The sequence below is a fragment of the Paraburkholderia aromaticivorans genome (assembly GCF_002278075.1).
In the GTDB taxonomy this organism is placed as follows: Bacteria; Pseudomonadota; Gammaproteobacteria; order Burkholderiales; family Burkholderiaceae; genus Paraburkholderia; species Paraburkholderia aromaticivorans.
Genome location: NZ_CP022989.1, coordinates 2409846 through 2436724 on the forward strand (window position 1 = coordinate 2409846; position 26879 = coordinate 2436724).

Below are 26879 nucleotides of genomic sequence, written 5' to 3' on the forward strand. Positions count from 1 at the left end.
CACCGCTACAGGAAGCCAAGGAGATGGGTTTGTTGTCCAGGGTGCGTTTCGATCTCGACACGCTCAAACGCCTCGCGCAGTTCGCCGCGCAGCGCAGCAGCGAAGACCGCATTCCGCAGGTGGCCGGCAGTCTCACGTTCACCACCATGCTCTCGCTCGTGCCGCTCGCCACGGTCGCGTTCGCGCTGTTCACCGCGTTTCCGATCTTTGCTTCCTTTCAGATGTCGCTGCAGATTTTTCTCGCCGACCATCTGATGCCCGCGCAGCTCAACAGTCAGATCTTCAATTATCTGAATCAGTTTGCGTCGAAGGCGAAGGGCCTGACGACCATCGGGATGATTTTTCTCTTCGTCACCGCGGTGATGACGATGATGACGGTCGAGTCCGCCTTCAATGTGATCTGGCGCGTGCGCAAGGCGCGGCCGATCGCGCAGCGCATTCTGGTGTATTGGGCGATCATCACGCTCGGTCCGATTCTGATCGGCGTGAGCCTGTCGATTTCATCGTATCTGTTCACGCAGTCCATGACCTTCACGGCGGCCCAGCGCATGACGCCGGTCATCGAGTGGGCGCTCGCGGGCGCCGCGTTGCCGCTCACCGCGGCCGCCTTTACGATTCTTTACGTCTACCTGCCGAATTGCCGTGTGGAATGGCGCGACGCGGTGATCGGCGGCGTGACCGCCGCAATCGCCTTCGAACTCGCAAAGCGCGGCTTCGGCTATTACGTGCGGCGCATTCCTACCTACACGGCGGTGTACGGCGCATTCGCGGCCGTGCCGCTATTTCTGCTGTGGATGTACCTGTGCTGGTTCATCACGCTGGCGGGCGCGATGATCGCGTCCGCGTTGCCGGCCATTCGCATCGGCCAGTTTCACCGGCCTACCTTCGAAGGCAGCAATCTGTTCGACTCGCTCGAACTGCTCGCGCGGCTCTCGGAAGCGCGCGATGCGGGCAAGCGTGGCTACACGGTGCCCGAGCTTTCGCGGATGCTTCGCCGCGATATGGACACCACGATCAACCTGCTGCAAAAGCTCGAGGAGATCGAGTGGATTGCGCGCTTGCAGGAGGACGGCTCGCGTCCGCATTTCCTGTTGCTGGCGAATCCTGCGCAGATCACGGTCGAACAGCTATTCGGCCTGTTCGTGATCGACCGGGCGGAGCTCGAGTATCAGCTCGAACTGGACTCCACGCGGGTGGATGGCCACACGCTGCTGGCTGCGCTGGATAACGACAGGCTGAAAGTGACGCTCGCCGCCTTGCTGGCCGCGCGCGCAGCCACTCGTTCGGCGCGCGCCTTGCAAAACGAGCCTGGCGCGCCATCCATGCCGCATCAGGCGGCGTGAGACTTCTTGACGCGGGTTGACGCGGCACGAACTCATGATGCCGCGAAAGGCGGCTTCACGCGGCGAGAGCACACCGGCCGGCGTGTGAACCTGGTAGCAGCGGCGGCGCTAACGCCTCGCTACAACGAAATCTTGCCGACGCAGATGTCCTTGAACATCACCCAGTCGCCCATCAGGCTGTAAAGCGGATGCCGGAAGGTGGCCGGCCGGTTCTTCTCGAAGAAGAAATGCCCGACCCAGGCAAAGCCGTATCCGCAGATCACGGCCGCGGGCAGCCAGAGCCAGTCGCCGGTGGCGAGCGCCATGGCGAGACAGCCGATGACGCCGAGCGACCCTACGAAATGGAGCCGCCGCGAGACCGTGTTGCGATGCTCGCTCAGATAGTACGGATAGAACTCCGCGAAACTCGCGAAGTGATCTGTGTGTGCGGTTTGAGCCATCACGGCCTCCGGATTGCGACGCTTCCCGATGCTTCGGCATGCTCGACATACGCGCTCGAAGCAGGACAGGCTTGAGCCATTGTGCGGCTATCGGGCCACGCGCGCAACCTGGCCATTCGGCCGATGGCGCGCCGCAACCGGCGCGGCTATCGTGATGGTTCGCAACCTTCATCCAACCTTGTGCAGTGCTCCGCAAGCGAAACTGAAAAGGGCGTCGAGCGTGGCGTCCGGTTGCTCGGTCATCAACGCGTGGCCGGCTTCGAGCGTGACCGTGTCGACGTGCACGCCCGCTTGTGCCAGCGCGCCGGCGAGCGCCCTGGCTGCGCGCGGCGGCGTCATCGCATCGCGCCGGCCCACGATCAGGCGTGCGGCGCAGCGCACCTGCGCGGCGCGGGCGAGGCCGTCCGCGTAGCTATTGCAGGCGGTGAAGTCGGTGTGAAACAGGTGCGGTTCGCCGCGTGCCGAGACGCGTTCCATCAGCCGCTGATTCATACCGTGCAGCCAGAAGCCGGGGCCGGGGCAGGAGGGCTTGGCCGCGATGGTCGAATGCGACCACTGGTTGACCATGCCGATCGCTTCGGGCTCGCGGTGCAGGGCGGCGTCGAGCAAGGTGTCGGAGACGGTCATCGGCATCGCCGTGGCGAGCAGGGCGAGTTGCGTCGTCCGCTCCGGATAGCGGCCGGCGAAGTCGAGCGCGATCAGCGAGCCCATGCTGTGGCCGGCTACGAACGCGCGTTGCACGCCCGCGGCGTCGAGCAGCGCGGCCAGCCAGTCGGCCATGGCCGGCACCGTGGTCAGCGCCGGACCGCTGCTGCGGCAGTGGCCCGGCAGATCCACGGCCAGCACGCCGAAACCGTGGTGCGCGAAGTAGCGGGTTTGCAGCGCCCATACGCTGTGGTCATGCTCGGCGCCGTGGATAAAAACGGCGGTGGGCAGACTCGCGTCGAACGCTTTGCCGCCGGTGTACGCGTAGGCTGGCTTGGCTTGAACGGTGAAGATCATGCGGACTCCGGGCGGGGTTGAGCGGCGGTGCCGGATGCGCCGCCGTGCGGCGCGCTCGAACCGCTCGCTTTCTGTGCGGCCTTCAGCGCGCGCTTGAGGTCGTCGATCAGATCGTCGGGATCTTCGAGGCCGATCGAGAGGCGGATCGTGCCTTCAGCAATGCCGGCCGCGGCGAGCGCGGCGGCGTCCATGCGAAAGTGCGTGGTCGATGCGGGATGGATCACCAGCGAGCGCGCGTCGCCCACGTTCGCGAGATGCGAGAACAACGACAGCGCTTCAATGAAGCTGCGTCCGGCGGCGCGGTCGCCGCGCAGATTGAAGCTGAACACCGCGCCGGCGCCGCGCGGCAGCAGGCGCTTTGCGAGCGCATGGTCGGGGTGCGTCGGCAGTTCCGGGTAGGCGACGGCTTCGACCGCCGCGTGAGCGGCGAGGAATTCGACCACCCGGCGCGTGTTGGCAACGTGCCGTTCCATCCGCAAAGGCAGCGTCTCGATGCCTTGCAGCAGTTGCCACGCCGCTTGCGGATGCAGGCATGCGCCGAAGTCGCGCAGGCCCTCGCGGCGCGCTCGCAGGAGAAACGGTGCGACGGTGCTTTCCTCGGTGAACACCATGCCGTGAAAGCCGTCGTAAGGCTCGGTGAATTCGGGGAAGCGCCCGGAGGCTTCGAAGTCGAACGTGCCGCCATCCACCAGCACGCCGCCGATCGTCGTGCCATGGCCGCCGAGGAATTTGGTGGCCGAGTGATAAACGAAGTCCGCGCCGTGCTCGAACGGTTTGAGCAGGTAAGGCGTGGTGAAGGTGGAGTCGACCAGCAGCGGCACACGGTGCTCGTGCGCGATCTGCGCCACGGCGGCGACATCCAGCACGTCGAGCCCCGGATTGCCGAGCGTCTCGCCGAACAGCAAGCGCGTATTCGGGCGCAGCGCCGCGCGCCACGCAGCGAGGTCGCCCGGTTTGACGAAGGTCGTCTCGATGCCGAAGCGCCGCAACGTGTAGTGCAGCAGATTGTGCGAGCCGCCGTACAGCGCGCTGGAGGCGACGATATGCGAGCCCGCACCCATCAGCGTGGCAATGGCCAGATGCAGGGCCGCCTGGCCGCTGGCCGTGCCGATCGCGCCCGCGCCGTTTTCCAGCGCGGCCACGCGCTCCTCGAAGACCGCCACGGTCGGGTTCGAGATGCGCGAGTAGACGTGACCCGCGCGCTCCATGTTGAAGAGCGCCGCGGCGTGGTCGGAGTCGCGGAACGAAAACGAGGTAGTCTGGTAGATGGGCGTGGCGCGCGCGCCGGTGGTCGGGTCGGGAGCAGCGCCGGCGTGCAGCGCAAGCGTGTCGAAACGGTTGGCGGACATCCTGGGCGGCGGGGCCACGGACGGCCTCGCGAAAGGTGAAAGTGGCGGCCATCCTATCACCGGCACGCAGCGCTTCAAGCGCGGTTTTCCCGATGCGCGCCGGTGCGCCGATTCGCGTTCCGGCCTGCGAACCTCCGGAGCGCCTTGGTGGGCGGGCCGCTTTCCTTTTACGGGTCTTTCCGCTAGGATCGAAAGTCATTGTTGTATTACCAGCTTAGCGGGCATCACGGGAGACAGATCATGCGAGTCAGCGACATCCTCAAAGTCAAAGGCAACACCCTTTTCACGGTTACGCCGGATACCACGCTGCACGACGCAGTCAATACCATGGCCGAGCACGACATCGGTTCGCTGGTGGTGATGGAATACGGCGATCTGGTCGGCATGCTGACCTTCCGCGAAATCATTCTGACGCTGAGCAAGAACGGCGGCAGCGTCGGCACCTCCACGATCCGCAAGGTCATGGACGACCATCCGCTCACCTGCACGCCTGAAACAGACGTGAACGAAGTCCGCCGCATGATGCTCGAGCACCACGTGCGCTATCTGCCGGTGCTGGAAAGCCGCACGCTGATGGGCGTGATCTCGTTTTACGACGTCGCCAAGGCGGTGGTCGAGGAGCAGGGTTTCGAAAACCGCATGCTCAAGGCCTATATCCGCGACTGGCCGGAAGAGCAGCAGGAACAGCAGCCGGCGCGTTAATGCGCGGCGACTCACTGCGACGCTTCAGCCGTTGCCGTGAGCGCGAAGAGGCGGTCAAGGCGCGCGCGAAAGCGTGCGCTTTTTTTGTGTCCGGCGCCGGGTTCGGCTTCATGACCAGCGTTGTTTATCCGGCCCTGTAGCCGGGCCAATGCCGAGGCTGCCGCGAGCGCGCGGGACAGGCCGGCAGGCCGCCGCCACGCGCCGCCCGGCGCCCGGTCCACGGGCAATGGCGCGCGCGGCGTTTTCTCCTTTGTTGCTCTTTGGCTTGCTTCCGGAACTTCATGAGCGATCGTCCGTTACCTGCTGCCCGCCGCGCCGCCCGTCAACCCGAGGCGCACGAATCCCAGTTCCGCCTGCTCGGCCAGCGTCGTTTCGCGCCATTTTTCTGGACCCAGTTCCTGGGCGCGATGAACGACAACGTCTTCAAGATCGGCTTCACGTCGCTCGTCACGTATCAGGCGGCGCGCTTTTCCGGCGTCGATCCGAAAACGGCCGCGTTTCTGATTTCGGCCATCTTCATTCTGCCGTTCGTGCTGTTGTCGGCCACCTCCGGGCAGATTGCCGACAAGTACGACAAGGCAATGCTCACGCGTTTCGTCAAGAGCTTCGAAATCGCCGTGATGCTGATCGGCGGCGCGGGTTTCTGGCTGCATAGCGCGCCGCTTCTGTATTTGTGCACCTTTCTGATGGGCGTTCATTCGACCGTCTTCGGGCCGGTCAAATACTCGTACCTGCCGCAGCATCTGTCCACGTCCGAATTGGTGGGTGGCAACGGCATGGTCGAAATGGGGACCTTCGTGGCGATCCTGCTCGGCACGATCGTCGGCGGCGTGGGCGCGGGTTTCGTCGCACACGGCGCGGTGGTGCTGGCTTGCGCGTGCGTGGCGATCGCGCTGGTGGGGCGTGTGGTGTCCAGCTTCGTGCCGCTCACGCCGGCGCCACAGGCGGATCTGCGCATCAACTGGAATCCGGTCAGCGAGACGTGGCGCAACCTGAAGCTGGCGCGCGAAAACCGGACCGTGTTCCTGAGTCTGCTGGGAATATCCTGGCTGTGGTTCGTCGGCGCGATTTTTCTGTCGTCGTTTTTCAGCTTTGCGAAAAACGTGCTGTCCGCCGATCCGGATGTCGTGACAGTGCTGCTCGGCACCTTCTCGGTCGGCATCGGCCTCGGTTCGCTGATGTGCGAAAAGCTCTCGAAGCGGCGTATAGAAATCGGCCTCGTGCCGCTCGGCTCGATCGGCATGAGCGTGTTCGCGATCGATCTGTTTTTCGCGAGCCATGCGCTGCCGCCCGCGGGCCATCTGCTGAGCGTCGGCGAATTCATCGTGCGGCCCGCCCACTGGCGCGTGCTGGCTGATCTTTTCCTGCTCGCCATGTTCGGCGGCTTCTACAGCGTGCCGTTGTATGCGCTGATCCAGAGCCGCAGCCAGCCGAGCCACCGGGCGCGGATCATCGCGGCGAACAACATCCTGAACTCGTTGTTCATGATCGCTTCGTCGCTGATGGCCATGGCACTGACCGCGGCAGGCTTCGGCATTCCGGCGATCTTCCTCGTCACCGCGCTGCTGAACATCGTGGTGGCGACCTACATCTACTCGCTCGTGCCCGAGTTTCTGCTGCGCTTTATCGCGTGGGTGCTGGTGCACACGTTCTACCGGATTCGCCTAGTGCATGCCGAGCGGATTCCGGAAGAGGGCGCGGCCGTGCTCGTGTGCAACCACGTGAGTTTTGTCGACGCGATCGTCATCATGGCCGAGAGTCCGCGCCCGATCCGTTTCGTGATGGACCATCACATTTTCAGGACACCGTTCGCCGGCTGGGTGTTCCGTCACGTAAAAGCCATTCCGATCGCACCGGCGCACCAGGACGCGCAGTTGCTGACGCGCGCCTACGAACGCTGCGCGCAGGCGCTTGCCGAGGGCGATCTGGTCTGCATCTTTCCGGAAGGCAAGCTCACCAGGACCGGCGAGATGAATCCGTTCCGCCATGGCGTGACCGAGATCATCCGGCGCACGCCGGCCCCGGTCATTCCGATGGCGCTGCGCGGGCTGTGGGGCAGCGTGTTTTCGCGAGCCGACGACGCGCGCTGGCCGCGGCCGATCCAGAAGGGCGTCATGAGCCGCCTGACGCTGGCGGTGGGTGAGCCGCTCGATCCGGCGCAGGCGACGCCGGAGAAACTGCAGCAGATCGTCACGGAACTGCGCGGGGCGCGCAAGTAGCGTTGCCGGACATGCCCATCCGGCAACGGCGAGGGGAGCGGCAAACCGCCTCGACCGGCGGGACCAGGCCGCGCGGGCTTACCGGTCGATCGGTCGGAACTGCTGCCCGGTGCGGTCCGGCCGCCACGGGGCTGGCATAATAGCGCTTTCCCCGCATTTCTTTGGACGACGCCCATGTCCGGCAACACGCTCGGTACGCTTTTCACTGTCACGACCTTCGGCGAATCGCACGGTCCCGCTATCGGCTGCGTGATCGACGGCTGCCCGCCGGGCCTGGCGCTCAACGAAGCCGACATCCAGCTGGAACTCGACCGCCGCAAGCCCGGCACGTCGCGGCACGTCACGCAGCGCCAGGAAGAAGACAAGGTCGAGATCCTGTCCGGCGTGTTCGAAGGCCAGACTACCGGCGCGCCGATCGCCCTGTTGATCCGCAACACGGACCAGCGCAGCAAGGACTACGGCAACATCGCCGACACCTTCCGTCCGGGCCACGCCGACTATACCTACTGGCAAAAGTACGGCATTCGCGACTATCGCGGCGGCGGCCGTTCGTCGGCGCGTCTGACGGCGCCGACGGTGGCCGCGGGCGCGGTCGCCAAAAAGTGGCTGCGCGAGAAGTTCGGCACCGAGATTCGCGGCTATATGGCCGCGCTCGGTGAGATCGACGTGCCGTTCGTCGACTGGGCGCACGTGCGTGAGAATCCGTTCTTCGTGCCCAACGAGCAGATCGTGCCGCAACTGGAAGCGTATATGGACGCGCTGCGCAAGGACGGCGACTCGATCGGCGCGCGCATCAATGTCGTGGCGTCCGGCGTGCCGGTCGGTCTCGGCGAGCCGCTGTTCGACCGCCTCGACGCGGATATCGCGCACGCCATGATGGGCATCAATGCGGTGAAGGGCGTCGAGATCGGCGCGGGCTTTGCGAGCGTCGCGCAACGCGGCTCGGTGCACGGCGACGAATTGACGCCGGAGGGCTTCGTCGGCAATCACGCGGGCGGCGTGCTCGGCGGCATTTCGACCGGGCAGGACATCACGGTGTCGATTGCGATCAAGCCGACTTCGAGCATTCGCACGCCGCGCCGCTCGATCGACAAGGCGGGGCAGCCGGTTATCGTCGAAACGTTCGGGCGGCACGACCCGTGCGTCGGCATTCGCGCCACGCCGATCGCTGAATCGATGCTCGCGCTGGTGTTGATCGACCATGCGCTGCGCCATCGCGCGCAATGTGGCGACGTGTCCGTCAGCACGCCCAGGATCGCGGCGAGCGCGCCTTAACGGGCTTGGTTCACGCGTTTTATCTGTTGCACCCGGGCAGTGTCGTCTCTCATGACTGATTTCAGCGCCGAGCCGGCAGCGAGCCGGCTCGCGGACCTGCGCGCGCGTGCCGCCGCGCCTGATGCCGCTGCTCGCGACTGCTTCGCTTTCGGCGAGGCGCTGCTGCAACACGCGGGCCGCGACAAGGCAGGTCAACGCGAGGCACTGGTTGCGCTGGTGCGCGCCTACCAGCTCGATCCCGCCTGCGAACCCACGCTTCTGCACACGATTGCGCAGACCGCCTTCGTGCTGCGCGACTGGGCGCTGGTCGACTCCGCCACCGGGCTGCTGCTCGCGCGCCATGCCGAAGACGCCAACGCGCTGATCTGGCGAGCGGCGGCAGTGCAGCAGCGCGACGACTTCGCCACCGCCGAGTCGCTGTTGCGCGAAGCCGTGCGCGTCGTGCCCGGCAATCCGGTGGCGCTTCACAAGCTGGCGCTGTGCATCAAGGAGCAGGCGCGGTTCGCGGAGGCGGAGGCGTTGCTGCGGCAAGTCCTGACGCTCTCGCCGCAGAACGCCCACGCGTTGTTCGACCTGTCGGAGCTCGAGATCCGCGGCGGGCGTTTTGCCGATGGCTGGGCACATTACGAGTCGCGCGTCGCGTTCGCCGGCGGTGAACTGAACAACGCGCAGCAGGCGCTCGCCGCGATCAGCGCGCCCTGGCAGGGTGAATCGCTGGCCGGCAGGACGTTGGTGGTCTATGGCGAGCAAGGCAATGGCGATTGCCTCTGGGCGGTACGCTTTCTGCCGTTGCTGGCCGAGCGCGCGCGGCGCGAAGGCGGCCGGGTGATTTTCGGTCACGACGGTCCGCTGCGGCATCTATTCGAACGGATGCTGCCCGCGGATTTGCCGCTCGAAACGAGTCTGGAGACGCAGCCTGATTTTCACTGCGGGCTGATGAGCTTGCCGCTGCGGCTCGGCATTGTCGACGCCACAGGATGGGGCGCGCCGTATCTGACGGCCGAGCCGGCGCGTGAGCGGGCATGGCGCGAGCGAGTCGAAGCGCATACGGCCGGCACGCGTGGCAATCGCAAGGTCGGTCTGGTGTGGAACGGCAATCCGGACCATATCCGCGATATGCGGCGTTCGCTGCCTATCGGGCAATTCGAGCCGCTTCTGAACGTACCGGGCGTGAGCTATTTTGCTGTGTCGCCGGGACGGGGAGAGACGGTCGCGCTGTGGCGCGCCAGGGGTCTCGACGTGGTCGATCTCACGCACCATTTTCAGTCCGGCTTCGACGACGTCGCGGCGTTGCTCGCGAATCTGGATCTGGTGGTCACGATCGATAGCGGGCCCGCGCATCTCGCAGGGGCGCTCGGCGTGCCGACCTGTCTGATGATCGATCACGTTTCCGCCTGGTTCTGGGGCGATGAATCGCCGGTAACGGCCTGGTACGATTCGATTGAGCTGGTTCGACAGCCGCGCGTCGGCGACTGGGCGCCGGTCGTGGCGAAAGTGCGGGAGCGGATCGAGGCGGTGGGGCGGAGTTGAGGGCGTTGCCCTCGCAGCGCGGGTAAGTAGAGGCAGGCGCTGTGAGGGCACGTGAGGCGCCGATCACATGTTCGGATAGTTCGGACCGCCGCCGCCTTCGGGCGTGACCCACACGATGTTCTGCGTCGGGTCCTTGATATCGCAGGTTTTGCAGTGCACGCAGTTCTGCGCGTTGATCACGAGGCGTTCGCTGCCGTCGTCGTTCTTCACGAACTCATACACCGCTGCCGGGCAGTAACGCGACTCAGGACCCGCGTAGGTCTGCCAGTTCACGTTCACGGGCACGGAAGGGTCTTTCAGCGTCAGGTGAGCGGGCTGGTTCTCTTCATGGTTCGTGTTCGAGATGAACACCGAGGAGAGCCGGTCGAACGTCAGCTTGCCATCCGGCTTCGGATACACGATCGGCTTGCATTGCGACGCGGGCTTGAGCATCTCGTGATCCGAATGCTGGTGATGCAGCGTCCACGGCACGTTGCCGCCCAGCAGCTTCTGCTCGATGCCGACCATCAGCGTGCCGAGGTACAGGCCCTTGCTCATCCACTGCTTGAAGTTGCGCGCGCGATGCAGTTCGGTGTGCAGCCACGAGGTCTTGAAGCTCTCCGGATAGGCGGTGAGCTCATCGCTGGTGCGGCCTGCCTGCACGGCTTCAAATGCCGCTTCGGCGGCCAGCATGCCGGTCTTGATCGCCGCATGCGAGCCCTTGATCCGCGACGCGTTCAGGAAGCCCGCATCGTCGCCGACCAGTGCGCCGCCCGGGAACACCAGCTTCGGCAGCGACATCAGGCCACCCGCCGTGATCGCCCGCGCGCCGTACGACACGCGTTTGCCGCCTTCCAGAATCGCGCGGATCGCCGGATGCGTCTTGTAGCGCTGGAATTCCTCGAACGGCGACAGATACGGATTGGTATAGCCGAGCCCGACCACGAAGCCCACCACCACCTGGTTGTTATCCATGTGATACAGGAACGAGCCGCCGTAGGTGTCGTTCTCCAGCGGCCAGCCGGCGGTGTGCATCACCAGACCGGGCTGGTGCTTCGACGGATCGATTTCCCACAGTTCCTTGATGCCGATACCGTAGACCTGCGGATCGACGCCTTCGCGCAGCTTGAACCGCTCGTTCAGTTGACGGCCCAGGTGCCCACGCGCGCCTTCGCAGAAGAGCGTGTATTTCGCGTGCAGTTCCATGCCGAGCTGGAAGTTCTCGGTCGGCTGGCCATCCTTGCCGATGCCGAGATTGCCGGTCGCGACGCCTTTGACCGAACCGTCGTCGTTATAGAGAATCTCGGCAGCCGGGAAACCCGGGAAGATCTCGACGCCCAGTGCTTCCGCCTGCTGACCCAGCCAGCGCGTCACGTTCGCGAGACTGATCACGTAATTGCCGTGATTCCTGAAGTTATCCGGCAGCGCCCAGACCGGCACGCTCTTCGAACCCGTTTCGGTGAGGAACAGGAATTTGTCTTCGGTCACATCCACGGTCAGCGGTGCGCCTTTTTCCTTCCAGTCCGGAATCAGCTCGGTCATGGCGCGCGGATCCATCACCGCGCCCGAGAGGATATGTGCCCCGATCTCCGAGCCTTTTTCCAGTACGCACACGCCAATTTCAGCGCCTTTTTCAGCCGCCAGCTGCTTCAGGCGAATCGCCGCGGACAGCCCAGCCGGGCCGCCGCCGACGATCACGACGTCGTATTCCATCGACTCGCGCGGGCCGTACTGCTCAATGAGACTTGCGGGGGTCATTGATGCTCCTCTTACCGTTAGAATGCTTTTTTCGGGTTCGTATTGTGGGCGATGCACTCCCGCACTGCAACCGGATGAGCAGGCATTAGCACGATCGTTCTATTTACGTGATACGGTATCGACCCTGCGCTGTCGGTCTTACCGCACCTGTCAACCGCATCTGCAATTACAACCGAACAAGGAACGACAATGGGCCGTTCGATTAATCTGGAAGGCAAGGTTGCGCTGATCACCGGCGCCTCGAGCGGGTTGGGAAAACGCTTTGCTCAAGTGTTGTCGCAAGCGGGTGCCAAGGTCGTGCTGGCGAGCCGGCGAACCGAGCGGCTGAAGGAGTTGCGCGCCGAGATCGAGGCATCCGGCGGCGCGGCGCATGTCGTGTCGCTCGACGTGACCGATTATCAGAGCATCAAATCGGCTGTCGCGCATGCGGAAACCGAGGCCGGCACGATCGACATTCTGGTCAACAATTCGGGCGTGTCGACCACACAGAAGCTCTCCGAGGTCACGCCCGCCGACTTCGAATACGTGTTCGATACCAACACCCGCGGCGCGTTCTTCGTCGCCCAGGAAGTTGCCAAGCGCATGATCATGCGCGGTAACAGCGCGCAGAAACCGTCGTACCGGATCATCAATATCGCGTCGATGGCGGGCTTGCGCGTGCTGCCGCAGATCGGCCTGTACGCGATCAGCAAAGCGGCCGTCGTGCATATGACCAAAGCCATGGCGCTGGAGTGGGGTAAGCATGGCATCAACGTGAATGCAATCTGCCCGGGCTATATCGACACCGAGATCAACCATCACCACTGGTCGACCGAGCAAGGGCAGAAGCTCGTGTCGATGCTGCCGCGTCATCGCGTCGGCAAACCGGAGGACCTGGACGGGCTCCTGCTCCTGCTGGCGGCCGACGAATCGCAGTTCATCAACGGCTCGGTGATCGCCGCCGATGACGGATTCGGACTCTCCTGAGCACTAAACCGCGCCACCGGCCCCTCGCACGGCAACCTGTGCAGGCCGGATTGGCGTGCGTTTGAAGAAACTGTTTTACGCGCTCTGGCCTTGGCGCCGCATGAGCGCGCACGCTATGTTGCTGTTTCTCTCTGTGCCGGCCTGCGTACCGGCTTCAACCTCGTTTCAACCCGATAAAGAAGTACGATGAGCGATTTTCACGCTGTTTTTGAGATGTCGATGCCGATCCGCTGGGGCGACATGGACGCCTTCGGCCATGTGAACAACACGGTCTATTTTCGTTACATGGAGCAGGTGCGGATTTCCTGGTTCGAGCAGTTGGGTCTGGCCGGCAGCAACGCCGACGGACACGGGCCGGTGATCGTCAATGCATCGATGGAGTTTCTCAAGCAACTGCACTATCCCGGCGACGTGATCGGCCGGATGACAGTGGCCACGCCCGGCCGCAGCAGCTTCGACACGGGGTTCGAACTGGTGCGTGCGGACGACCCTGACACCGTGTATGCGCGCGGCGCCGCGCGCTGCGTCTGGATCGATTACGCGGCCGGCAAGTCGGTACCGGTGCCGGATCTGCTGCGTGCGACCATCGAGCGCGCCGCCTTGGTCAAAGCGGCCTGAACGGCGCCAGGCCGGATCCCGGCGCGGGCCGGTCAGCGCCGGTTTCAGTTCCCAAGCAGGCGCTGCAATAACTCCGTCGCATTACCCGTATCGTATTTGCGCATCAGCCGCGCCCGGTAGACATCCACCGTGCGCGGGCTGATATCCAGCACGCGGCCGATCTGCTTACTGGTTTTCCCCGTCACCAGTTGCGCGGCGATTTCGCGTTCGCGCGGCGTCAGTTCGACCGCCACGCGCCGCGTCGCGCTCAAATCCTCGAAAGTCCAGACGCCCGCGGCGTGCGCATCGGCGCGTTCCTGCGCGCGGCCCGTCACGTGGCACCAGAACAATTCGCCGTTGGCCCGCTTCATGATGCGGTCGTCCGCGTAGCTGCCTTGCGCGGTCATGATGGGCGGAATGCGCGCGCCGATGCGCTCGAATTCGTCCGCGGACGGGTACAGCACCTGGAACGACTGGCCGAGCAGCGACTCGCGCGTGCAGCCGAAGATCGACGCGAGCTCGTCATTGCAGTCTTCGATAGTCCGCTCGCGCGACAGCACGAGTCCGATCGGAGCGAGGTGGAACGCGGTTTGGTAATCCAGTGCGGGCATGGGCGGGCGGCAAGTACTTATGTATTTTTGCGTATTGTGCCGCATGGCGCGCCCAGCGTACTCTTTCGACCACACGATAACGCGGCGAAGCCGTCCGCGGCGGGCGTTTGCACGGTGCGCGGGGAAACCTGGGCGCGCAGCCCGCCGGGGATGACTAGAATGACGTGTCGGGCTCGAGCCCGCGCAACGTCATACGAGCCGCAACGATCCGGTTTCGGATTTCCATAGAGGAAGGGACATACTGATGAACAAAGTCTATCCAGGCGCCGCCGAGGCGCTGAAAGACATCGTCAAGGACGGGCAGACGTTTGCCGTCGGCGGCTTCGGGCTGTGCGGCATTCCCGAGGCGCTGATCGGCGCGCTGCGCGATTCGAACGTGCAGGGCATCACCTGCATCAGCAACAACGCGGGTGTCGACGGTTTCGGCCTGGGTCTGCTGCTCGAAACGCGTCAGGTCAAGAAGATGATCTCGTCGTATGTCGGCGAGAACAAGGAGTTCGAGCGCCAGTATCTGGCCGGCGAACTCGAGCTCGAATTCACGCCGCAAGGCACGCTCGCCGAGAAGCTGCGCGCGGGCGGTTCGGGCATTCCGGCGTTCTTCACCAATACCGGCTACGGCACGCTGATCGCCGAAGGCAAGGAAACCCGCCAGTTCGGCGAAAACCACTACGTGCTCGAACACTCGCTGACAGCCGACGTCGCGCTGGTCAAAGCCTGGAAGGCCGACAGATCGGGCAACCTGATTTACCGCCGCACCGCGCGCAACTTCAACCCGATGTGCGCGATGGCCGGCAAGATCACCGTCGCGGAAGTCGAAGAAATCGTCGAAGTGGGCGAACTCGATCCGGACGCGATCCATACGCCAGGCATCTTCGTGCAGCGCATCGTGCTCAATGCGCATCCGGAAAAACGCATCGAACAACGCGTCGTCCGCGCGAAAGGAGACTGATCATGGCATGGACTCGTGACGAAATGGCCGCGCGAGCGGCGAAGGAATTGCAGGACGGCTTCTATGTGAACCTCGGCATCGGCTTGCCGACGCTGGTGGCCAATCACGTGCCGGCGGGCGTCGAAGTATGGCTGCAGTCGGAAAACGGCCTGCTCGGCATCGGCCCGTCGCCGACCGAAGAGGAAGTGGACGCCGACCTCATCAACGCCGGCAAGCAGACGGTGACCACGCTGCCGGGTTCGTCGATTTTTTCGTCGGCGGACTCGTTCGCGATGATTCGCGGCGGCCATATCAACCTGGCGATTCTCGGCGCGATGCAGATCAGCAAGAAGGGCGATCTGGCCAACTGGATGATCCCGGGCAAGATGATCAAGGGCATGGGCGGCGCGATGGATCTGGTCGCGGGCGTCAAGCGCGTGGTCGTGCTGATGGAACACGTCGCCAAGGGCGACCAGCACAAGATTCTCGAAGAATGCACGCTGCCGCTCACGGGTGTGGGTGTGGTCGATCAGATCATCACCGACCTCGGCGTGATCGAAGTCACGGAAGACGGTCTGAAGGTGACTGAACTGGCGCCGGGTGTGAGTGTCGAGGAAATCAAGGCGAAGACGGGCGCGCCGCTCGATGTGAGCGCGGTGGGCTGAACGAGTTGCTGTGAGGCCGTCCAAAGCGGCCTGCAGCCGTTGTATAGGCTGTCGGTGACCTGTCCTCGCGGCAGGCGGCGGCACGGTGGTTCCTGGGCGGGCGAGGCGTGAGTCTCGCCCGCTTTTGTTTGTCTGGCCGATAGCCGTTCTGAGCCGTCCTATGCCGTCTGGCCGATTCTTGCCGCGCGGCAAAGCGGTTTACAATCGTTTGAAGATTGGACGCTTACCGCTCCTGCCATGCCCAGGCCGAACCCGCAGCGCTCTTGCAAGGAACCCAGATGACCGCAACCACGTCCGCTTCCACCGCCGGGCGGCCCGCGCCGCGCCAACGCTATGTGCAGTGCGCGAGCGCCGGCGGCTTGCACCGCGTCGCCTACACCGAGTGGGGCGACCCGGCCAATCCGCGCGTGCTGTTGTGCGTGCACGGCCTGACCCGTTCAGGGCGCGATTTCGACCGTCTCGCGCAGGAATTCGCCGGCACTTACCGCGTGGTTTGTCCGGATGTTGTGGGACGGGGCTTGTCATCGTGGCTCGCCAACCCCAACTTCTACACGGTGCCGCAGTACGTCGCCGACATGGTCACGCTCATTGCGCGCCTGAATGTCGAAACGGTCGACTGGTTCGGCACCTCGATGGGCGGCCTGATCGGCCTCGGACTCGCCGGCCTGCCGGAAACGCCGATTCGCAAGATGCTGTTGAACGACGTCGGTCCGCATCTGGAACCGGCCGCCGTGCAGCGCATCGGCGATTATCTCGGCAAGCCCGTGCGTTTCGAAACGCTGCAGCAAGGCATCGACTACGCCGCCTTGCTCGCGCAGTCGTTCGGCCCGCTCACGCCGGAAGAATGGCGTGAAATCAACACGCCGCTTCTGCACGAGCAGGACGGCGCGTGGCTCTTCCGCTACGACCCGCGTATCGCGCAGCCCTTCACCGCGACCACCGAGGAAGCAGCCAGACTCGGTGAAGCCGCGTTATGGCATTCGCTGGCTTCTTTCCAGGGGCCGGTGCTGGTGGTGCGCGGCGAACAATCCGACCTGCTCTCGCGTGACACGGTCACGAAGATGGTCGAGACCGGGCGCGCCGTATCGAGCGCGGAGATCGCCGGCGTCGGGCATGCGCCGGCGTTTCTGTCGGCCGATCAAATCGACCTCGCGAGGCAGTTCTTTATCGGACCGGCCGCTGACGCGTCATAATAGACAGTTCCGCCCGGCGTCCCTGGCGGGGCGCAATGCGGAACGCATCTCCGATCAACTTTCAACCAACCTCAGGATCCTTCATGGCAGTCATTCGTCACCACGTCGGCAAGCGCCTCTCGGAAATCGCCGTTCACAACGGCACGGTGTACCTCGCGGGCCAGATCGCCGAAGACGCGGATCAGGACATCACGGGCCAGACGCGCGAAGTGCTCGGCCACATCGACCGTCTGCTGGGCGAAGTGAACAGCGACAAGTCGCACTTGCTGTCGGTGCAGATCTTTATCTCGGACATGGCGCATTTCGCCGGCATGAACGCCGTGTGGGACGAGTGGGTCGCACAAGGCGCGACGCCGCCGCGCGCTACCGTCGAAGCGAAGCTCGCCAATCCGAAGTGCCTCGTCGAAGTCGTCGTGGTCGCTGCGCAGCGTAGCTAAGCCGGCAGCATGCGCTGTTGAAATTCCGTTGATTCGTCCGGCCCGGTGGGCCATCGCACCATGAATACCGAAATCGTTACGAGCACGCCGCACCCCCTTCCTTCTTTTGACGAAGCGATGGCGTTCGTGCGTGAACATGCGGGCGAGGTGCGGCTCTCATCGGGCGAAATGCTGGCGGATCACGCGGCCGGTACGGCGTCGATCATGCGCAAGCTCAACGTCGACCCGCCGGCGGTGCTGGCGGCGGCGCTGTTTGCGCTGACGCCGCATCTGCAGGACCCGGAGCGCTTGATTGCCGACAACTTCGGCGAAGAAGTCGCGCAACTGGTCGGCGACGTGCGCAAGTTGCTGCGCCTTGGCACGGTGAGCCTGCGGGCTGCGCAGAACGCCATGCCCGAAGCCGGACGCGACGCCCAGGCCGCGCGTCGCGCACAGGTCGAGGCGCTGCGCAAGATGCTGCTCGCGTTCGCGCAAGATATCCGGGTGGTGTTGATCCGGCTCGCGTCGCGCCTGCAGTCGCTGCGCTATTACGCGGCGGCGAAGATCACGCCCTCGCCGGACGTGGCGCGCGAAACGCTCGATATCTACGCGCCTCTCGCCAACCGTCTGGGCATCTGGCAGCTGAAGTGGGAGCTCGAAGATCTCGCGCTGCGCTTCGAAGAGCCGGTCACATATAAACGTATTGCCAAGCTGCTCGACGAGAAGCGCGTCGAGCGCGAAAGCTATGTCGCGCAGGCTATCGAACGGTTGCAAAAGGAATTGGCCGCGGCGCATATTCGCGCAGAGGTGAGCGGCAGGCCGAAACACATCTACAGCATCTGGCGCAAGATGCGTGGCAAGGAGCTCGACTTCGCCGAGCTCTACGACGTGCGCGCATTTCGCGTGATCGTGCCGGACATCAAGGATTGCTACACGGTGCTCGGTATCGTGCACAACCTGTGGCAGCCGGTGCCGAAAGAATTCGACGACTATATTTCGCGGCCGAAACCGAACGGCTACAAGTCGTTGCACACGGTCGTGATCGGCGACGACGGCCGCGCTTTCGAAGTGCAGATCCGCACCCAGGAAATGCATCAGTTCGCCGAATACGGCGTGGCCGCGCACTGGCGCTACAAGGAAGCGGGCACGCGCGGGTACGGCGGCCAGTTCGCCGCCAACGAGAAGTACGACGAGAAGATTGCCTGGCTGCGGCAATTGCTCGCGTGGAAAGACGAGGTCTCGGAGGGCGAGCACGGCGAGAAGCGCGCGGCGCAGCCGTGGGAACAACTGCGCCAGGCTACGCTCGACGACGACCACATCTATGTGCTGACGCCGCAGGCGCGCGTGATTCCATTGCCGCACGGTGCGACGCCTGTCGATTTCGCATATCACCTGCATAGCGAAGTGGGGCATCGCTGTCGCGGCGCGCGCGTGGATGGCGCGATGGTGCCGCTCAACACGCCGCTGCAGAACGGTCAGACGGTCGAGATCGTCGCGGTCAAGGAAGGCGGTCCGTCGCGCGACTGGCTGAACCCGCAACTCGGCTATCTGCAAAGTCCGCGTGCGCGGCAAAAAGTGCGCGCATGGTTCAACGCGGTTGAAGTGCAGGAACATATCGCAAGTGGCCGTGCAATGGTCGAAAAGACCTTGCAGCGCGAAGGCAAGACGTCGGTGAATCTGGATCAGCTCGCGGCCAAGCTCGGCTTCAAGACCACCGACGATCTGTTCTCGGTGGTGGGCAAGGAAGAGTTCAGCTTGCGGCTCGTCGAGCAGGCGCTGCACGATGCGCCGCCGCCGGAGCCCGTGGTCGAAGCGCCGGAACAATTCGAGAAGCGCAGTAGCGGCGCGAGCGTGGCGCGCGGTGCGTCCACCGGCGTGCTGGTGGTCGGTGTCGACGCGTTGCTCACACAACTCGCGCGCTGCTGCCGGCCCGCGCCGCCCGACGATATCTGCGGCTTTGTCACGCGCGGCAAGGGCATGTCGATTCACCGCAGCGATTGCGCGACGTTCCTGCGCATGGCCGAGCGCGCGCCTGAGCGAGTGTTGCAGACGGCATGGTCGGCGGAGGTGATGAGCGGGCGTGGCCAGTCGGTCTATCCGGTCGATCTGTCGATCGAGGCAACGGATCGGCAAGGTCTGCTGCGTGATATTTCCGAAGTGTTCGCGCGCGAAAAAATGAATGTGATCGGCGTGAAGACGCAGACGCGCCGCAACGCGGCGTTCATGCAATTCACCGTCGAGGTATCGAGCGCGGCGCAGATTCAGCGCGCGTGTACGCTGCTTGGCGAAGTAACGGGCGTGGTGCGCGCATCTCGCAAGAGTTGACGCAAGCGCGATGCGGTGCGTGTCGGCGGGGACGTTCTGCCGACGCGCGCGAGTTCGTGAGTAGATATTTAAAGTCGGCGCATAAAAGTACTTGCCAAGCGGTGTGGGGCTCCATATAATCTCGTTTCTTCAGGCTCGTAGCTCAGCTGGTTAGAGCACCACCTTGACATGGTGGGGGTCGTTGGTTCGAGTCCAATCGAGCCTACCAACGAAAGAGAAATTCCGGTTTTGCCGGGGTTTCGCAAGCTGCAGTAAGCGCCTTAGGCGCAAAAGGCGAATACGGTTATGACACCGCGAACGTTGACCGAAACCACTTCGGAGCGACGCTAGTCGAGGACCACTTTCGCCAATGTAGTTTGCAGGAAATGTGAATGCGGCCCCTCGAAAGCGGGGCCGCATTTTTTTTTGGCTTATTTGATGGTTGCATGTGCCGCCGCCGGTCGGCACCACGGAGAACGCAATGGTTTCGATACGTCTGCCTGACGGTTCTGTTCGACAGTACGAGCATCCGGTGACCGTCGCCGAAGTGGCCGCCTCGATCGGCCCCGGCCTCGCGAAAGCCGCGCTCGGCGGCAAGATCGACGGTGAGCTCGTCGATACGTCCGCGCTGATCGATCACGACGTGGCACTCGCCATCGTCACCGAGAAAGACGCAGACGGTCTCGATATCATTCGCCACTCCGCGGCGCACTTGCTCGCGTACGCGGTGAAGGATCTGTACCCCGAAGCGCAGGTCACGATCGGTCCGGTGATCGACAACGGCTTTTACTACGACTTCGCGTACAACCGTCCCTTCACGCCGGAAGATCTCGAGAAGATCGAAAAGCGCATGCAGGAACTCGCGAAGAAAGACGAGCCGGTGTCGCGCCGCGTGGTATCGCGCGACGAAGCGGTGGACTACTTCAAGAGCATCGGCGAAAAGTACAAGGCCGAGATCATCGAATCGATTCCCGCGACCGACGAGATCAAGCTGTACTCGCATGGCGGCTTCACGGATCTGTGCCGTGGGCCGCACGTGCCGTCCACCGGCAAGCTGAAAGTCTTCAAGCTGATGAAGGTGGCAGGCGCCTACTGGCGCGGCGATTCGAAGAACGAACAGTTGCAGCGCATCTACGGTACGGCCTGGACGAAGAAGGAAGACCAGGAAGCGTACCTGCACATGCTCGAAGAAGCGGAAAAGCGCGACCACCGCAAGCTCGGCAAGCAACTCGATCTGTTCCACATGCAGGACGAATCGCCGGGCATGGTGTTCTGGCATCCGCGTGGCTGGACGCTGTGGCAGCAGGTCGAGCAGTACATGCGCCGTCGCGTGAACGACGCGGGCTACCTCGAAATCAAGACGCCGATGATCATGGACCGCTCGCTCTGGGAAGCGTCGGGCCACTGGCAGAACTATCGTGAAAACATGTTCACGACGGAGTCGGAAAAGCGCGACTACGCGATCAAGCCGATGAATTGCCCGGGTCACGTGCAGGTGTTCAACCACGGTCTGCGCTCGTATCGCGATCTGCCGCTGCGTTACGCGGAATTCGGCTCGTGCCACCGCAATGAATCGTCGGGCGCGTTGCATGGGCTGATGCGAGTGCGCGGTTTCGTGCAGGACGACGCCCACATTTTCTGTACCGAAGACCAGTTCATCAGCGAATCGATCGCCTTCAACACGCTGGCAATGAGCGTGTACAAGGACTTCGGCTTCGACAATGTCGAGATCAAGCTGTCGCTGCGCCCTGACGCGCGTGCCGGTACGGACGAGACGTGGGATCGCGCGGAGCAGGGGCTGCGCGAAGCGCTGACGGCCTGCGGCGTGACGTGGGAAGAGTTGCCGGGCGAGGGCGCGTTCTACGGCCCGAAGGTCGAATATCACATCAAGGACGCACTCGGCCGCTCGTGGCAATGCGGTACGTTGCAACTCGATATGGTGCTGCCGGAGCGCCTCGGCGCGGAATACGTTGCTGAAGACAATAGCCGCCGCCGTCCGATCATGCTGCATCGGGCAATCGTCGGATCAATGGAGCGTTTCCTCGGCATTCTGATTGAGCACCATGCTGGGGCAATGCCTGCCTGGCTCGCGCCAATGCAGGTCGTGGTGATGAATATCGCCGAAAGTCAGACCGAATATGCGCAGTCTCTAGCCCAATCGTTGCAAAAACAAGGGGTTAGAGTAGAGGCCGATTTGCGCAACGAGAAGATTAGCTATAAAATACGCGAGCACACGCTGGAGAAGGTGCCGTACCTGCTTGTGGTCGGCGACAAAGAGCGTGAAGCCCAAACGGTAGCCGTGCGTGCCCGTGGTGGTGTTGATCTGGGTGTGATGCCCCTCGACGCCTTCATTGAGCGTCTGCGCCAGGACGTGCAGTCGTTCAATTGAGCCACTTGGCAGCCCGGCTCGTTTTTTTAATTTTTAGAGGAAACGTAACATCGCTACTGATAAGTCTGCGCACCGCATCAACGGTGAAATTACGGCACCCGAGGTGCGTCTGGTCGGAGTCGAGAACGAACCCCTCGGCATCGTGAAGCTCGCTGATGCGTTCCGCATGTCGGAACAGCAAGACGTGGATCTGGTTGAAATCGCTCCGCAAGCGGTCCCGCCAGTTTGCCGCTTGATGGACTACGGCAAGTTCAAGTACCAGGAAGCGAAGAAGCAACACGAGGCCAAGCTCAAGCAGAAGGTCATCCAGGTTAAGGAAGTCAAGTTCCGCCCGGGTACCGACGACGGCGATTACAACGTCAAGCTGCGCAACCTCATCCGCTTCCTCGAAGACGGCGACAAGACGAAAATCACGTTGCGTTTCCGTGGCCGCGAAATGGCTCACCAGGAAATCGGTATGCGCATGCTCGAGCGGCTGCGCACGGACCTCGACGAAGTCGGTCAGGTCGAGCAGATGCCGAAAATGGAAGGGCGCCAGATGATCATGGTGCTCGCTCCGAAGAAAAAGAAGTAACCGGCTGGAGCAGCGGCGCGCCGTGTGGCGTGCGCTCCGGTTGTGCAGGATCGAAACGGTGCGGTGCCGGGTGTCCGGTGCCGTATCGGCAGGTTTCGGAACGGCGCGTGTAAGCATAAGCGCGCGTTGCTTCCTGAATAGCGGCTGCCGGCGGTTCAGGCGGTCTGCATACCAAGTGGAGTGGGTTTCGAAGGGCGGGTGATGGCCAACTGGCCGACCGCACACCCATATCCATCTAATAATGGAGTTGTCATGCCGAAGATGAAGACCAAGAAGAGTGCTGCAAAGCGCTTCGTGGTGCGTCCGGGCGGTACCGTCAAGCGCGGTCAAGCCTTCAAGCGCCACATTCTTACCAAGAAAACCACCAAGAACAAACGCCATCTGCGCGGTTCGACGGCAGTTCATGATTCCGATCTGAACTCCGTACGCGCAATGCTGCCGTTCGCTTAACCCTTAACCGAAACTCATAGGAGCGAAACATGCCTCGAGTAAAACGTGGGGTTACCGCACGGGCCCGTCACAAGAAGATCATCAAGCTGGCCAAGGGTTACCGCGGCCGTCGCAATAACGTCTATCGCATCGCCAAGCAGGCGGTCATGCGCGCAGGCCAATACGCCTACCGCGATCGCCGCAACAAGAAGCGTGTGTTCCGTGCATTGTGGATCACGCGTATCAATGCGGCGGTGCGTCAGCACGACATGACGTACAGCGTGTTCATCAACGGCCTGAAGAAGGCTTCGATCGAACTCGACCGCAAGGTGCTGGCCGACATGGCTGTGTTCGACAAGGCTGCTTTTGCTGCGATCGTTCAGCAGGTGAAAGCCGCCGTTGCAGCCTGATTGCGCTTTTGGCAATTAAAACTGCGTGGTTCGTTGCAGCGAACATCCGGTAGTCTCGGTGACGTTGCAGCAAAAACGGGGCTCCTCACCGAGCCCCGTTTTTGTTGGTAGAACCAGTTTTGCTTCGATTGAACACTGACGTTGAAATGATGGGATCAATGGATCTGGACCAGATTGTCGCCGACGCGCAAAAAGCCTTCGCAGAAGCCTCCGACGTCACCACCCTCGAGAACGAGAAAGCCCGCTTTCTCGGCAAATCGGGTGCGCTGACCGAGCTGTTGAAGGGCCTTGGCAAACTCGATCCCGAAACGCGCAAGACCGAAGGCGCACGGATCAACCTCGTCAAGCAACAAGTGGAAGCCGCGTTGACGGCCCGCCGTCAGGCGCTGGCCGACGCGTTGCTGAACCAGCGCCTCGCCGCTGAAGCCATCGACGTCACGCTGCCCGGCCGCGGCACCGGCGCAGGCAGCCTGCACCCGGTGATGCGCACATGGGAGCGCGTCGAACAGATTTTCCGTACGATCGGTTTCGACGTGGCCGACGGCCCCGAAATCGAAACCGACTGGTACAACTTCACCTCGCTGAACAGCCCGGAGAATCATCCGGCGCGTTCCATGCAGGACACTTTTTACGTCGACGGCAAAGATGCCGACGGCCGCCAACTGCTGTTGCGCACGCATACCAGCCCGATGCAGGTTCGCTACGCGCGCACTAACACGCCGCCTATCAAGGTGATCGTGCCCGGCCGCACGTACCGGGTGGACAGCGACGCAACGCATTCGCCGATGTTCAACCAGGTCGAAGGCCTGTGGATCGACGAGAACATCAGCTTCGCGGATCTGAAGGGCGTCTACACCGACTTCCTCAAGAAATTCTTCGAGCGCGACGACATTCTCGTGCGCTTCCGTCCGTCGTATTTTCCGTTCACCGAACCGTCGGCCGAGATCGACATGTTGTTCGAAACGGGCAAGAACGCCGGCAAGTGGCTCGAAATTTCGGGCTCGGGCCAGGTTCACCCCACGGTGATCCGCAACATGGGCCTCGACCCGGAGCGTTACATCGGCTTTGCTTTCGGCAGCGGCCTCGAGCGGCTCACCATGTTGCGTTACGGTGTGCAAGACCTGCGTCTGTTCTTCGAAAACGACCTGCGTTTCCTGCGTCAATTCGCGTGAACCGGCGCGTACGAACGCGACAAGCATAGAGCGCGGCAACGCACGCAGTGCATGCCGCCACAGCGTCCCCGGCGGGGCTCGATGATTCCGATGATGACCGAGTCACGCAAAGCACTGCCGGATGTGGACCTAACCTGATCAGAACGTACACAGAACCATGCAATTCCCGGAATCCTGGCTGAGAACTTTTGTAGATCCGCAACTGACGACCGATGAACTGTCGCACGCGTTGACGATGGCGGGTCTCGAAGTCGAAGACCTGCGGCCGGCCGCGCCGCCGACCTCGAAGATCGTCGTCGGCCAGGTGCTGGAAGTCGTCAAGCACCCTGACGCTGACAAGCTCAACGTGTGTCAGGTCGACGCCGGCACGGGCGCGACGCTGAACATCGTGTGCGGCGCGCCGAACGTGGCGCCGGGCATCAAGGTGCCGGTCGCGCTGGTGGGCGCGCAACTGCCGCCGGCCGAAGAAGGCGGCGCACCGTTCGCGATCAGGCTCTCGAAGCTGCGCGGCGTGGAAAGCCAGGGGATGCTGTGCTCGGCACGCGAGTTGAAGCTCTCGGAAGATCATAGCGGGCTGATGATCCTGCCGGAAGATGCGCCGATCGGCCAGGACATCCGCGAAACGCTCAATCTCGACGACACCGTCTTCGAGATCAAACTGACGCCGAACAAGGCGGACTGCCTGTCGGTATTCGGCGTGGCGCGCGAGACCTCGGCGATTACCGGCGCGCCGCTGCGCCCGCTCGACATCAAGCCGGTTGAAGTCAAGCTCGATGAAACGCTGCCCGTCAAAATCTCGGCGCCCGATCTGTGCGGGCGTTTCTCGGGACGCGTGATTCGCGGCGTGAACGCACGCGCCAAATCACCGCAGTGGATGGTCGAGCGCCTTGAGCGTTCGGGGCAGCGCAGCATCTCTGCGCTCGTCGATATCTCGAACTACGTGATGCTCGAACTGGGCCGTCCGTCGCACGTGTTCGATCTCGACAAGATCCACGGCGGCATGGACGTACGCTGGGGTCGCAAGGGCGAAACGCTCAAGCTGCTCAACGGTAACACCGTCGAGCTCGACGACACCGTTGGCGTGATCGCCGACGAGCAGCACATCGAAAGTCTCGCGGGCATCATGGGCGGCGACAGCACGGCCGTCACGCTCGACACCACCAACATCTATCTCGAAGCCGCATTCTGGTGGCCGGACAGCATTCGCGGGCGCTCGCGCAAATACAACTTCTCGACCGACGCCGGCCATCGCTTCGAGCGCGGTGTGGATTATGCAACCACCGTCGACCATATCGAGCGCATCACGCAACTGATCCTCGACATCTGCGGCGGCGAAGCCGGCCCGGTCGACGATCAGATCGTCAACGTGCCGAAGCGCGAGCCCGTGACCATGCGTGTCTCGCGGGCGAATCGCATCATCGGCATCGAGATCGGCGCGGACGAGATCGCGCAGATTTTCACGCGCCTCGGCCTGTCGTTCGAGCAAGGTGAAGATACGTTCTCGGTGATGCCGCCGTCGTATCGTTTCGATATCGAAATCGAAGAAGATCTGATCGAAGAAGTCGCGCGTATTTACGGCTTCGAGAAAATTCCGGCCCGTCCGCCGGTCGCGACCAGCGAAATGCGTGCGACCAACGAAACGCAGCGTTCGATCCACGTGATCCGTCACGCGCTCGCCGCCCGCGACTACGCGGAAACGGTGAACTTCAGTTTCGTCGATGCCGAGTGGGAGCAGGACTTCGCCGGCAATGACAAACCGGTCCGTCTGCTGAACCCGATTGCAAGTCAGTTGTCGGTGATGCGCACCACGCTCTTCGGCAGCCTGATCCACGTGTTGCGCACGAACCTGAACCGACGCGCGGCAGATCGCGTGCGCGTGTTCGAGGCCGGCCGCGTGTTCCTGCACGATCCGTCGATCAAGGCCGGCGAGCTGACGGTCGAAGGCTTCGCGCAGCCGAAGATGATCGGCGGCCTCGCTTATGGTCCCGCGCTCGACGAGCAATGGGGCGCGGCGACGCGCACAGTCGACTACTTCGACGTGAAGGGCGATCTCGAAGCCGTACTGGCGCCGGCGGTCGCGCGTTTCGTCAAGGCGGAACATCCGGCATTGCATCCGGGGCGTAGCGCGCGTATTGAGTTGAATGGTCGCGCTGTTGGCTGGATTGGTGAATTGCATCCGCGCTGGATGCAAAAATATGATTTACCGCATGCGCCGATTCTGTTTGAAATCGAAGCGGAAGCGTTAATGCAACGCGTATTGCCCACTCCGTCGGAAGTGTCCAAATTCCCGCCGGTGCGTCGTGATATTGCCGTGGTCGTCGATCAGAAAATCGAGGTTCAGGCACTGCTCGACGAGCTTCAGAAGGCTCAGTCCGAACCGGCCTGCAAGACGGTTCAGAAGGTTGCGCTTTTCGACGAATTCCGTCCAAAATCAAACACTTCCGGTGGTCTGGCCGCACATGAGAAAAGCCTTGCGTTCCGTGTAACCTTGCAAGATACTGGTGGAACCCTTCAGGATGAAACGGTCGATCTGGCCATTCAAACTCTGGTGGAACGTCTGGCTCGAGTATATGGCGCACGGCTGCGCGGATAACCCGCATTTAACAATTGCACGGCTGTTTCCGGATC

General features: G+C 63.0%; 23 protein-coding genes and 1 tRNA gene. 19 read left to right on the forward strand and 5 right to left on the reverse strand.

All coding sequences use genetic code 11. The features are described 5' to 3' along the window. Positions 1 to 23: 23 nt before the first annotated feature. Complete coding sequence (locus CJU94_RS11060) at positions 24 to 1343, forward strand: YihY family inner membrane protein (protein ID WP_208645308.1); 1320 nt, start codon at positions 24 to 26, stop codon at positions 1341 to 1343. Between the two features lie 119 nt (positions 1344 to 1462). Here the strand turns inward: CJU94_RS11060 and CJU94_RS11065 are convergent, their stop codons facing one another. The 3 genes from CJU94_RS11065 to CJU94_RS11075 all read right to left on the reverse strand — a co-directional run bounded on the left by CJU94_RS11065 (position 1463) and on the right by CJU94_RS11075 (position 4134). Further along, positions 1463 to 1783 carry an Mpo1-like protein gene (locus CJU94_RS11065; RefSeq protein WP_012433756.1) on the reverse strand — a complete coding sequence of 107 codons (321 nt, stop codon included), beginning with the start codon at positions 1781 to 1783 and terminating at the stop codon, positions 1463 to 1465. Between the two features lie 168 nt (positions 1784 to 1951). After that, positions 1952 to 2785: an alpha/beta fold hydrolase gene (locus tag CJU94_RS11070; RefSeq protein WP_095418722.1), complete on the reverse strand. Its 834-nt coding sequence runs from the start codon at positions 2783 to 2785 to the stop codon at positions 1952 to 1954. Next, complete coding sequence (locus CJU94_RS11075) at positions 2782 to 4134, reverse strand: O-acetylhomoserine aminocarboxypropyltransferase (RefSeq protein WP_095418723.1); 1353 nt, start codon at positions 4132 to 4134, stop codon at positions 2782 to 2784. Before CJU94_RS11075 ends, CJU94_RS11070 begins: the two co-directional genes overlap by 4 nt. Before the next feature lie 240 nt (positions 4135 to 4374). On the opposite strand from CJU94_RS11075, the gene CJU94_RS11080 reads away from it, so the two are divergent. The 4 genes from CJU94_RS11080 (at position 4375) to CJU94_RS11095 (ending at position 9860) form a co-directional block, all read left to right on the forward strand. Then, the gene (locus tag CJU94_RS11080; RefSeq protein ID WP_007181102.1) at positions 4375 to 4836 is read left to right on the forward strand and encodes a CBS domain-containing protein; all 462 of its coding nucleotides are present in this window, start codon (positions 4375 to 4377) and stop codon (positions 4834 to 4836) included. A gap of 281 nt (positions 4837 to 5117) precedes the next feature. Next, entirely contained in the window at positions 5118 to 7055 is a 1938-nt protein-coding gene (locus CJU94_RS11085) for an MFS transporter (protein ID WP_095418724.1), read from the forward strand. Positions 7056 to 7229: 174 nt separating this feature from the next. Beyond that, positions 7230 to 8330, forward strand: coding sequence for a chorismate synthase (aroC, locus tag CJU94_RS11090; protein WP_095418725.1), 1101 nt, complete (start codon positions 7230 to 7232; stop codon positions 8328 to 8330). A gap of 51 nt (positions 8331 to 8381) precedes the next feature. Continuing rightward, positions 8382 to 9860: a tetratricopeptide repeat protein gene (locus tag CJU94_RS11095; protein ID WP_095418726.1), complete on the forward strand. Its 1479-nt coding sequence runs from the start codon at positions 8382 to 8384 to the stop codon at positions 9858 to 9860. A 63-nt stretch (positions 9861 to 9923) separates the two neighbouring features. Here CJU94_RS11095 and CJU94_RS11100 read toward each other — a convergent pair whose 3' ends face one another. Then, the gene (locus CJU94_RS11100) at positions 9924 to 11597 is read right to left on the reverse strand and encodes an electron transfer flavoprotein-ubiquinone oxidoreductase (RefSeq protein WP_095418727.1); all 1674 of its coding nucleotides are present in this window, start codon (positions 11595 to 11597) and stop codon (positions 9924 to 9926) included. A 189-nt stretch (positions 11598 to 11786) separates the two neighbouring features. Between CJU94_RS11100 and CJU94_RS11105 the strand changes: the two genes are divergently transcribed. Then, positions 11787 to 12563: an SDR family oxidoreductase gene (locus CJU94_RS11105; RefSeq protein ID WP_095418728.1), complete on the forward strand. Its 777-nt coding sequence runs from the start codon at positions 11787 to 11789 to the stop codon at positions 12561 to 12563. A gap of 186 nt (positions 12564 to 12749) precedes the next feature. Beyond that, positions 12750 to 13181 carry an acyl-CoA thioesterase gene (locus CJU94_RS11110; protein ID WP_095418729.1) on the forward strand — a complete coding sequence of 144 codons (432 nt, stop codon included), beginning with the start codon at positions 12750 to 12752 and terminating at the stop codon, positions 13179 to 13181. A gap of 44 nt (positions 13182 to 13225) precedes the next feature. On the opposite strand, the gene CJU94_RS11115 is transcribed toward CJU94_RS11110, so the two are convergent. Beyond that, positions 13226 to 13771 carry a LuxR C-terminal-related transcriptional regulator gene (locus CJU94_RS11115; RefSeq protein ID WP_095418730.1) on the reverse strand — a complete coding sequence of 182 codons (546 nt, stop codon included), beginning with the start codon at positions 13769 to 13771 and terminating at the stop codon, positions 13226 to 13228. 244 nt (positions 13772 to 14015) lie between these two features. On the opposite strand from CJU94_RS11115, the gene CJU94_RS11120 reads away from it, so the two are divergent. The 12 genes from CJU94_RS11120 to pheT all read left to right on the forward strand — a co-directional run bounded on the left by CJU94_RS11120 (position 14016) and on the right by pheT (position 26844). Then, positions 14016 to 14720 carry a CoA transferase subunit A gene (locus tag CJU94_RS11120; RefSeq protein WP_095418731.1) on the forward strand — a complete coding sequence of 235 codons (705 nt, stop codon included), beginning with the start codon at positions 14016 to 14018 and terminating at the stop codon, positions 14718 to 14720. Between the two features lie 2 nt (positions 14721 to 14722). Continuing rightward, positions 14723 to 15364 carry a CoA transferase subunit B gene (locus CJU94_RS11125; protein WP_095418732.1) on the forward strand — a complete coding sequence of 214 codons (642 nt, stop codon included), beginning with the start codon at positions 14723 to 14725 and terminating at the stop codon, positions 15362 to 15364. A 278-nt stretch (positions 15365 to 15642) separates the two neighbouring features. Beyond that, positions 15643 to 16557, forward strand: a complete 915-nt coding sequence (locus tag CJU94_RS11130) for an alpha/beta fold hydrolase (RefSeq protein ID WP_095418733.1) — start codon at positions 15643 to 15645, stop codon at positions 16555 to 16557. A gap of 83 nt (positions 16558 to 16640) precedes the next feature. Continuing rightward, positions 16641 to 16994, forward strand: a complete 354-nt coding sequence (locus tag CJU94_RS11135; protein ID WP_095418734.1) for a RidA family protein — start codon at positions 16641 to 16643, stop codon at positions 16992 to 16994. A 60-nt stretch (positions 16995 to 17054) separates the two neighbouring features. Beyond that, positions 17055 to 19298 (forward strand): RelA/SpoT family protein, encoded by a 2244-nt coding sequence (locus CJU94_RS11140; protein ID WP_095418735.1) that lies wholly within the window; start codon positions 17055 to 17057, stop codon positions 19296 to 19298. 131 nt (positions 19299 to 19429) lie between these two features. After that, a tRNA-Val gene (locus tag CJU94_RS11145) sits at positions 19430 to 19506 on the forward strand. 252 nt (positions 19507 to 19758) lie between these two features. After that, positions 19759 to 21666, forward strand: a complete 1908-nt coding sequence (gene thrS / locus CJU94_RS11155) for a threonine--tRNA ligase (protein WP_095418736.1) — start codon at positions 19759 to 19761, stop codon at positions 21664 to 21666. 49 nt (positions 21667 to 21715) lie between these two features. Beyond that, a complete protein-coding gene (infC, locus tag CJU94_RS11160; protein ID WP_073430551.1) occupies positions 21716 to 22240 on the forward strand; it encodes a translation initiation factor IF-3 in 525 nt (174 codons plus the stop codon). A 252-nt stretch (positions 22241 to 22492) separates the two neighbouring features. Next, positions 22493 to 22690 carry a 50S ribosomal protein L35 gene (gene rpmI, locus CJU94_RS11165; protein ID WP_006052501.1) on the forward strand — a complete coding sequence of 66 codons (198 nt, stop codon included), beginning with the start codon at positions 22493 to 22495 and terminating at the stop codon, positions 22688 to 22690. A 29-nt stretch (positions 22691 to 22719) separates the two neighbouring features. Beyond that, positions 22720 to 23079, forward strand: coding sequence for a 50S ribosomal protein L20 (gene rplT / locus CJU94_RS11170; protein WP_006052502.1), 360 nt, complete (start codon positions 22720 to 22722; stop codon positions 23077 to 23079). Between the two features lie 158 nt (positions 23080 to 23237). Beyond that, positions 23238 to 24251, forward strand: coding sequence for a phenylalanine--tRNA ligase subunit alpha (pheS, locus tag CJU94_RS11175; RefSeq protein ID WP_007181117.1), 1014 nt, complete (start codon positions 23238 to 23240; stop codon positions 24249 to 24251). A gap of 157 nt (positions 24252 to 24408) precedes the next feature. Continuing rightward, positions 24409 to 26844: a phenylalanine--tRNA ligase subunit beta gene (gene pheT, locus CJU94_RS11180; RefSeq protein WP_095418737.1), complete on the forward strand. Its 2436-nt coding sequence runs from the start codon at positions 24409 to 24411 to the stop codon at positions 26842 to 26844. Positions 26845 to 26879: the final 35 nt, after the last annotated feature.

Coding starts and splice junctions, on each gene's coding strand:
- rpmI (WP_006052501.1), top strand. CDS start 22,493: ATGCCGAAGATGAAGACCAAGAAGAGTGCTGCAAAGCGCTTCGTGGTG.
- CJU94_RS11105 (WP_095418728.1), top strand. CDS start 11,787: ATGGGCCGTTCGATTAATCTGGAAGGCAAGGTTGCGCTGATCACCGGC.
- CJU94_RS11120 (WP_095418731.1), top strand. CDS start 14,016: ATGAACAAAGTCTATCCAGGCGCCGCCGAGGCGCTGAAAGACATCGTC.
- CJU94_RS11115 (WP_095418730.1), bottom strand. CDS start 13,771: ATGCCCGCACTGGATTACCAAACCGCGTTCCACCTCGCTCCGATCGGA.
- CJU94_RS11135 (WP_095418734.1), top strand. CDS start 16,641: ATGGCAGTCATTCGTCACCACGTCGGCAAGCGCCTCTCGGAAATCGCC.
- CJU94_RS11130 (WP_095418733.1), top strand. CDS start 15,643: ATGACCGCAACCACGTCCGCTTCCACCGCCGGGCGGCCCGCGCCGCGC.
- CJU94_RS11100 (WP_095418727.1), bottom strand. CDS start 11,597: ATGACCCCCGCAAGTCTCATTGAGCAGTACGGCCCGCGCGAGTCGATG.
- CJU94_RS11110 (WP_095418729.1), top strand. CDS start 12,750: ATGAGCGATTTTCACGCTGTTTTTGAGATGTCGATGCCGATCCGCTGG.
- pheT (WP_095418737.1), top strand. CDS start 24,409: ATGCAATTCCCGGAATCCTGGCTGAGAACTTTTGTAGATCCGCAACTG.
- CJU94_RS11075 (WP_095418723.1), bottom strand. CDS start 4,134: ATGTCCGCCAACCGTTTCGACACGCTTGCGCTGCACGCCGGCGCTGCT.
- pheS (WP_007181117.1), top strand. CDS start 23,238: ATGGATCTGGACCAGATTGTCGCCGACGCGCAAAAAGCCTTCGCAGAA.
- CJU94_RS11060 (WP_208645308.1), top strand. CDS start 24: ATGGGTTTGTTGTCCAGGGTGCGTTTCGATCTCGACACGCTCAAACGC.
- thrS (WP_095418736.1), top strand. CDS start 19,759: ATGGTTTCGATACGTCTGCCTGACGGTTCTGTTCGACAGTACGAGCAT.
- CJU94_RS11140 (WP_095418735.1), top strand. CDS start 17,055: ATGAATACCGAAATCGTTACGAGCACGCCGCACCCCCTTCCTTCTTTT.
- CJU94_RS11125 (WP_095418732.1), top strand. CDS start 14,723: ATGGCATGGACTCGTGACGAAATGGCCGCGCGAGCGGCGAAGGAATTG.
- CJU94_RS11095 (WP_095418726.1), top strand. CDS start 8,382: ATGACTGATTTCAGCGCCGAGCCGGCAGCGAGCCGGCTCGCGGACCTG.
- CJU94_RS11065 (WP_012433756.1), bottom strand. CDS start 1,783: ATGGCTCAAACCGCACACACAGATCACTTCGCGAGTTTCGCGGAGTTC.
- CJU94_RS11080 (WP_007181102.1), top strand. CDS start 4,375: ATGCGAGTCAGCGACATCCTCAAAGTCAAAGGCAACACCCTTTTCACG.
- CJU94_RS11070 (WP_095418722.1), bottom strand. CDS start 2,785: ATGATCTTCACCGTTCAAGCCAAGCCAGCCTACGCGTACACCGGCGGC.
- CJU94_RS11085 (WP_095418724.1), top strand. CDS start 5,118: ATGAGCGATCGTCCGTTACCTGCTGCCCGCCGCGCCGCCCGTCAACCC.
- rplT (WP_006052502.1), top strand. CDS start 22,720: ATGCCTCGAGTAAAACGTGGGGTTACCGCACGGGCCCGTCACAAGAAG.
- aroC (WP_095418725.1), top strand. CDS start 7,230: ATGTCCGGCAACACGCTCGGTACGCTTTTCACTGTCACGACCTTCGGC.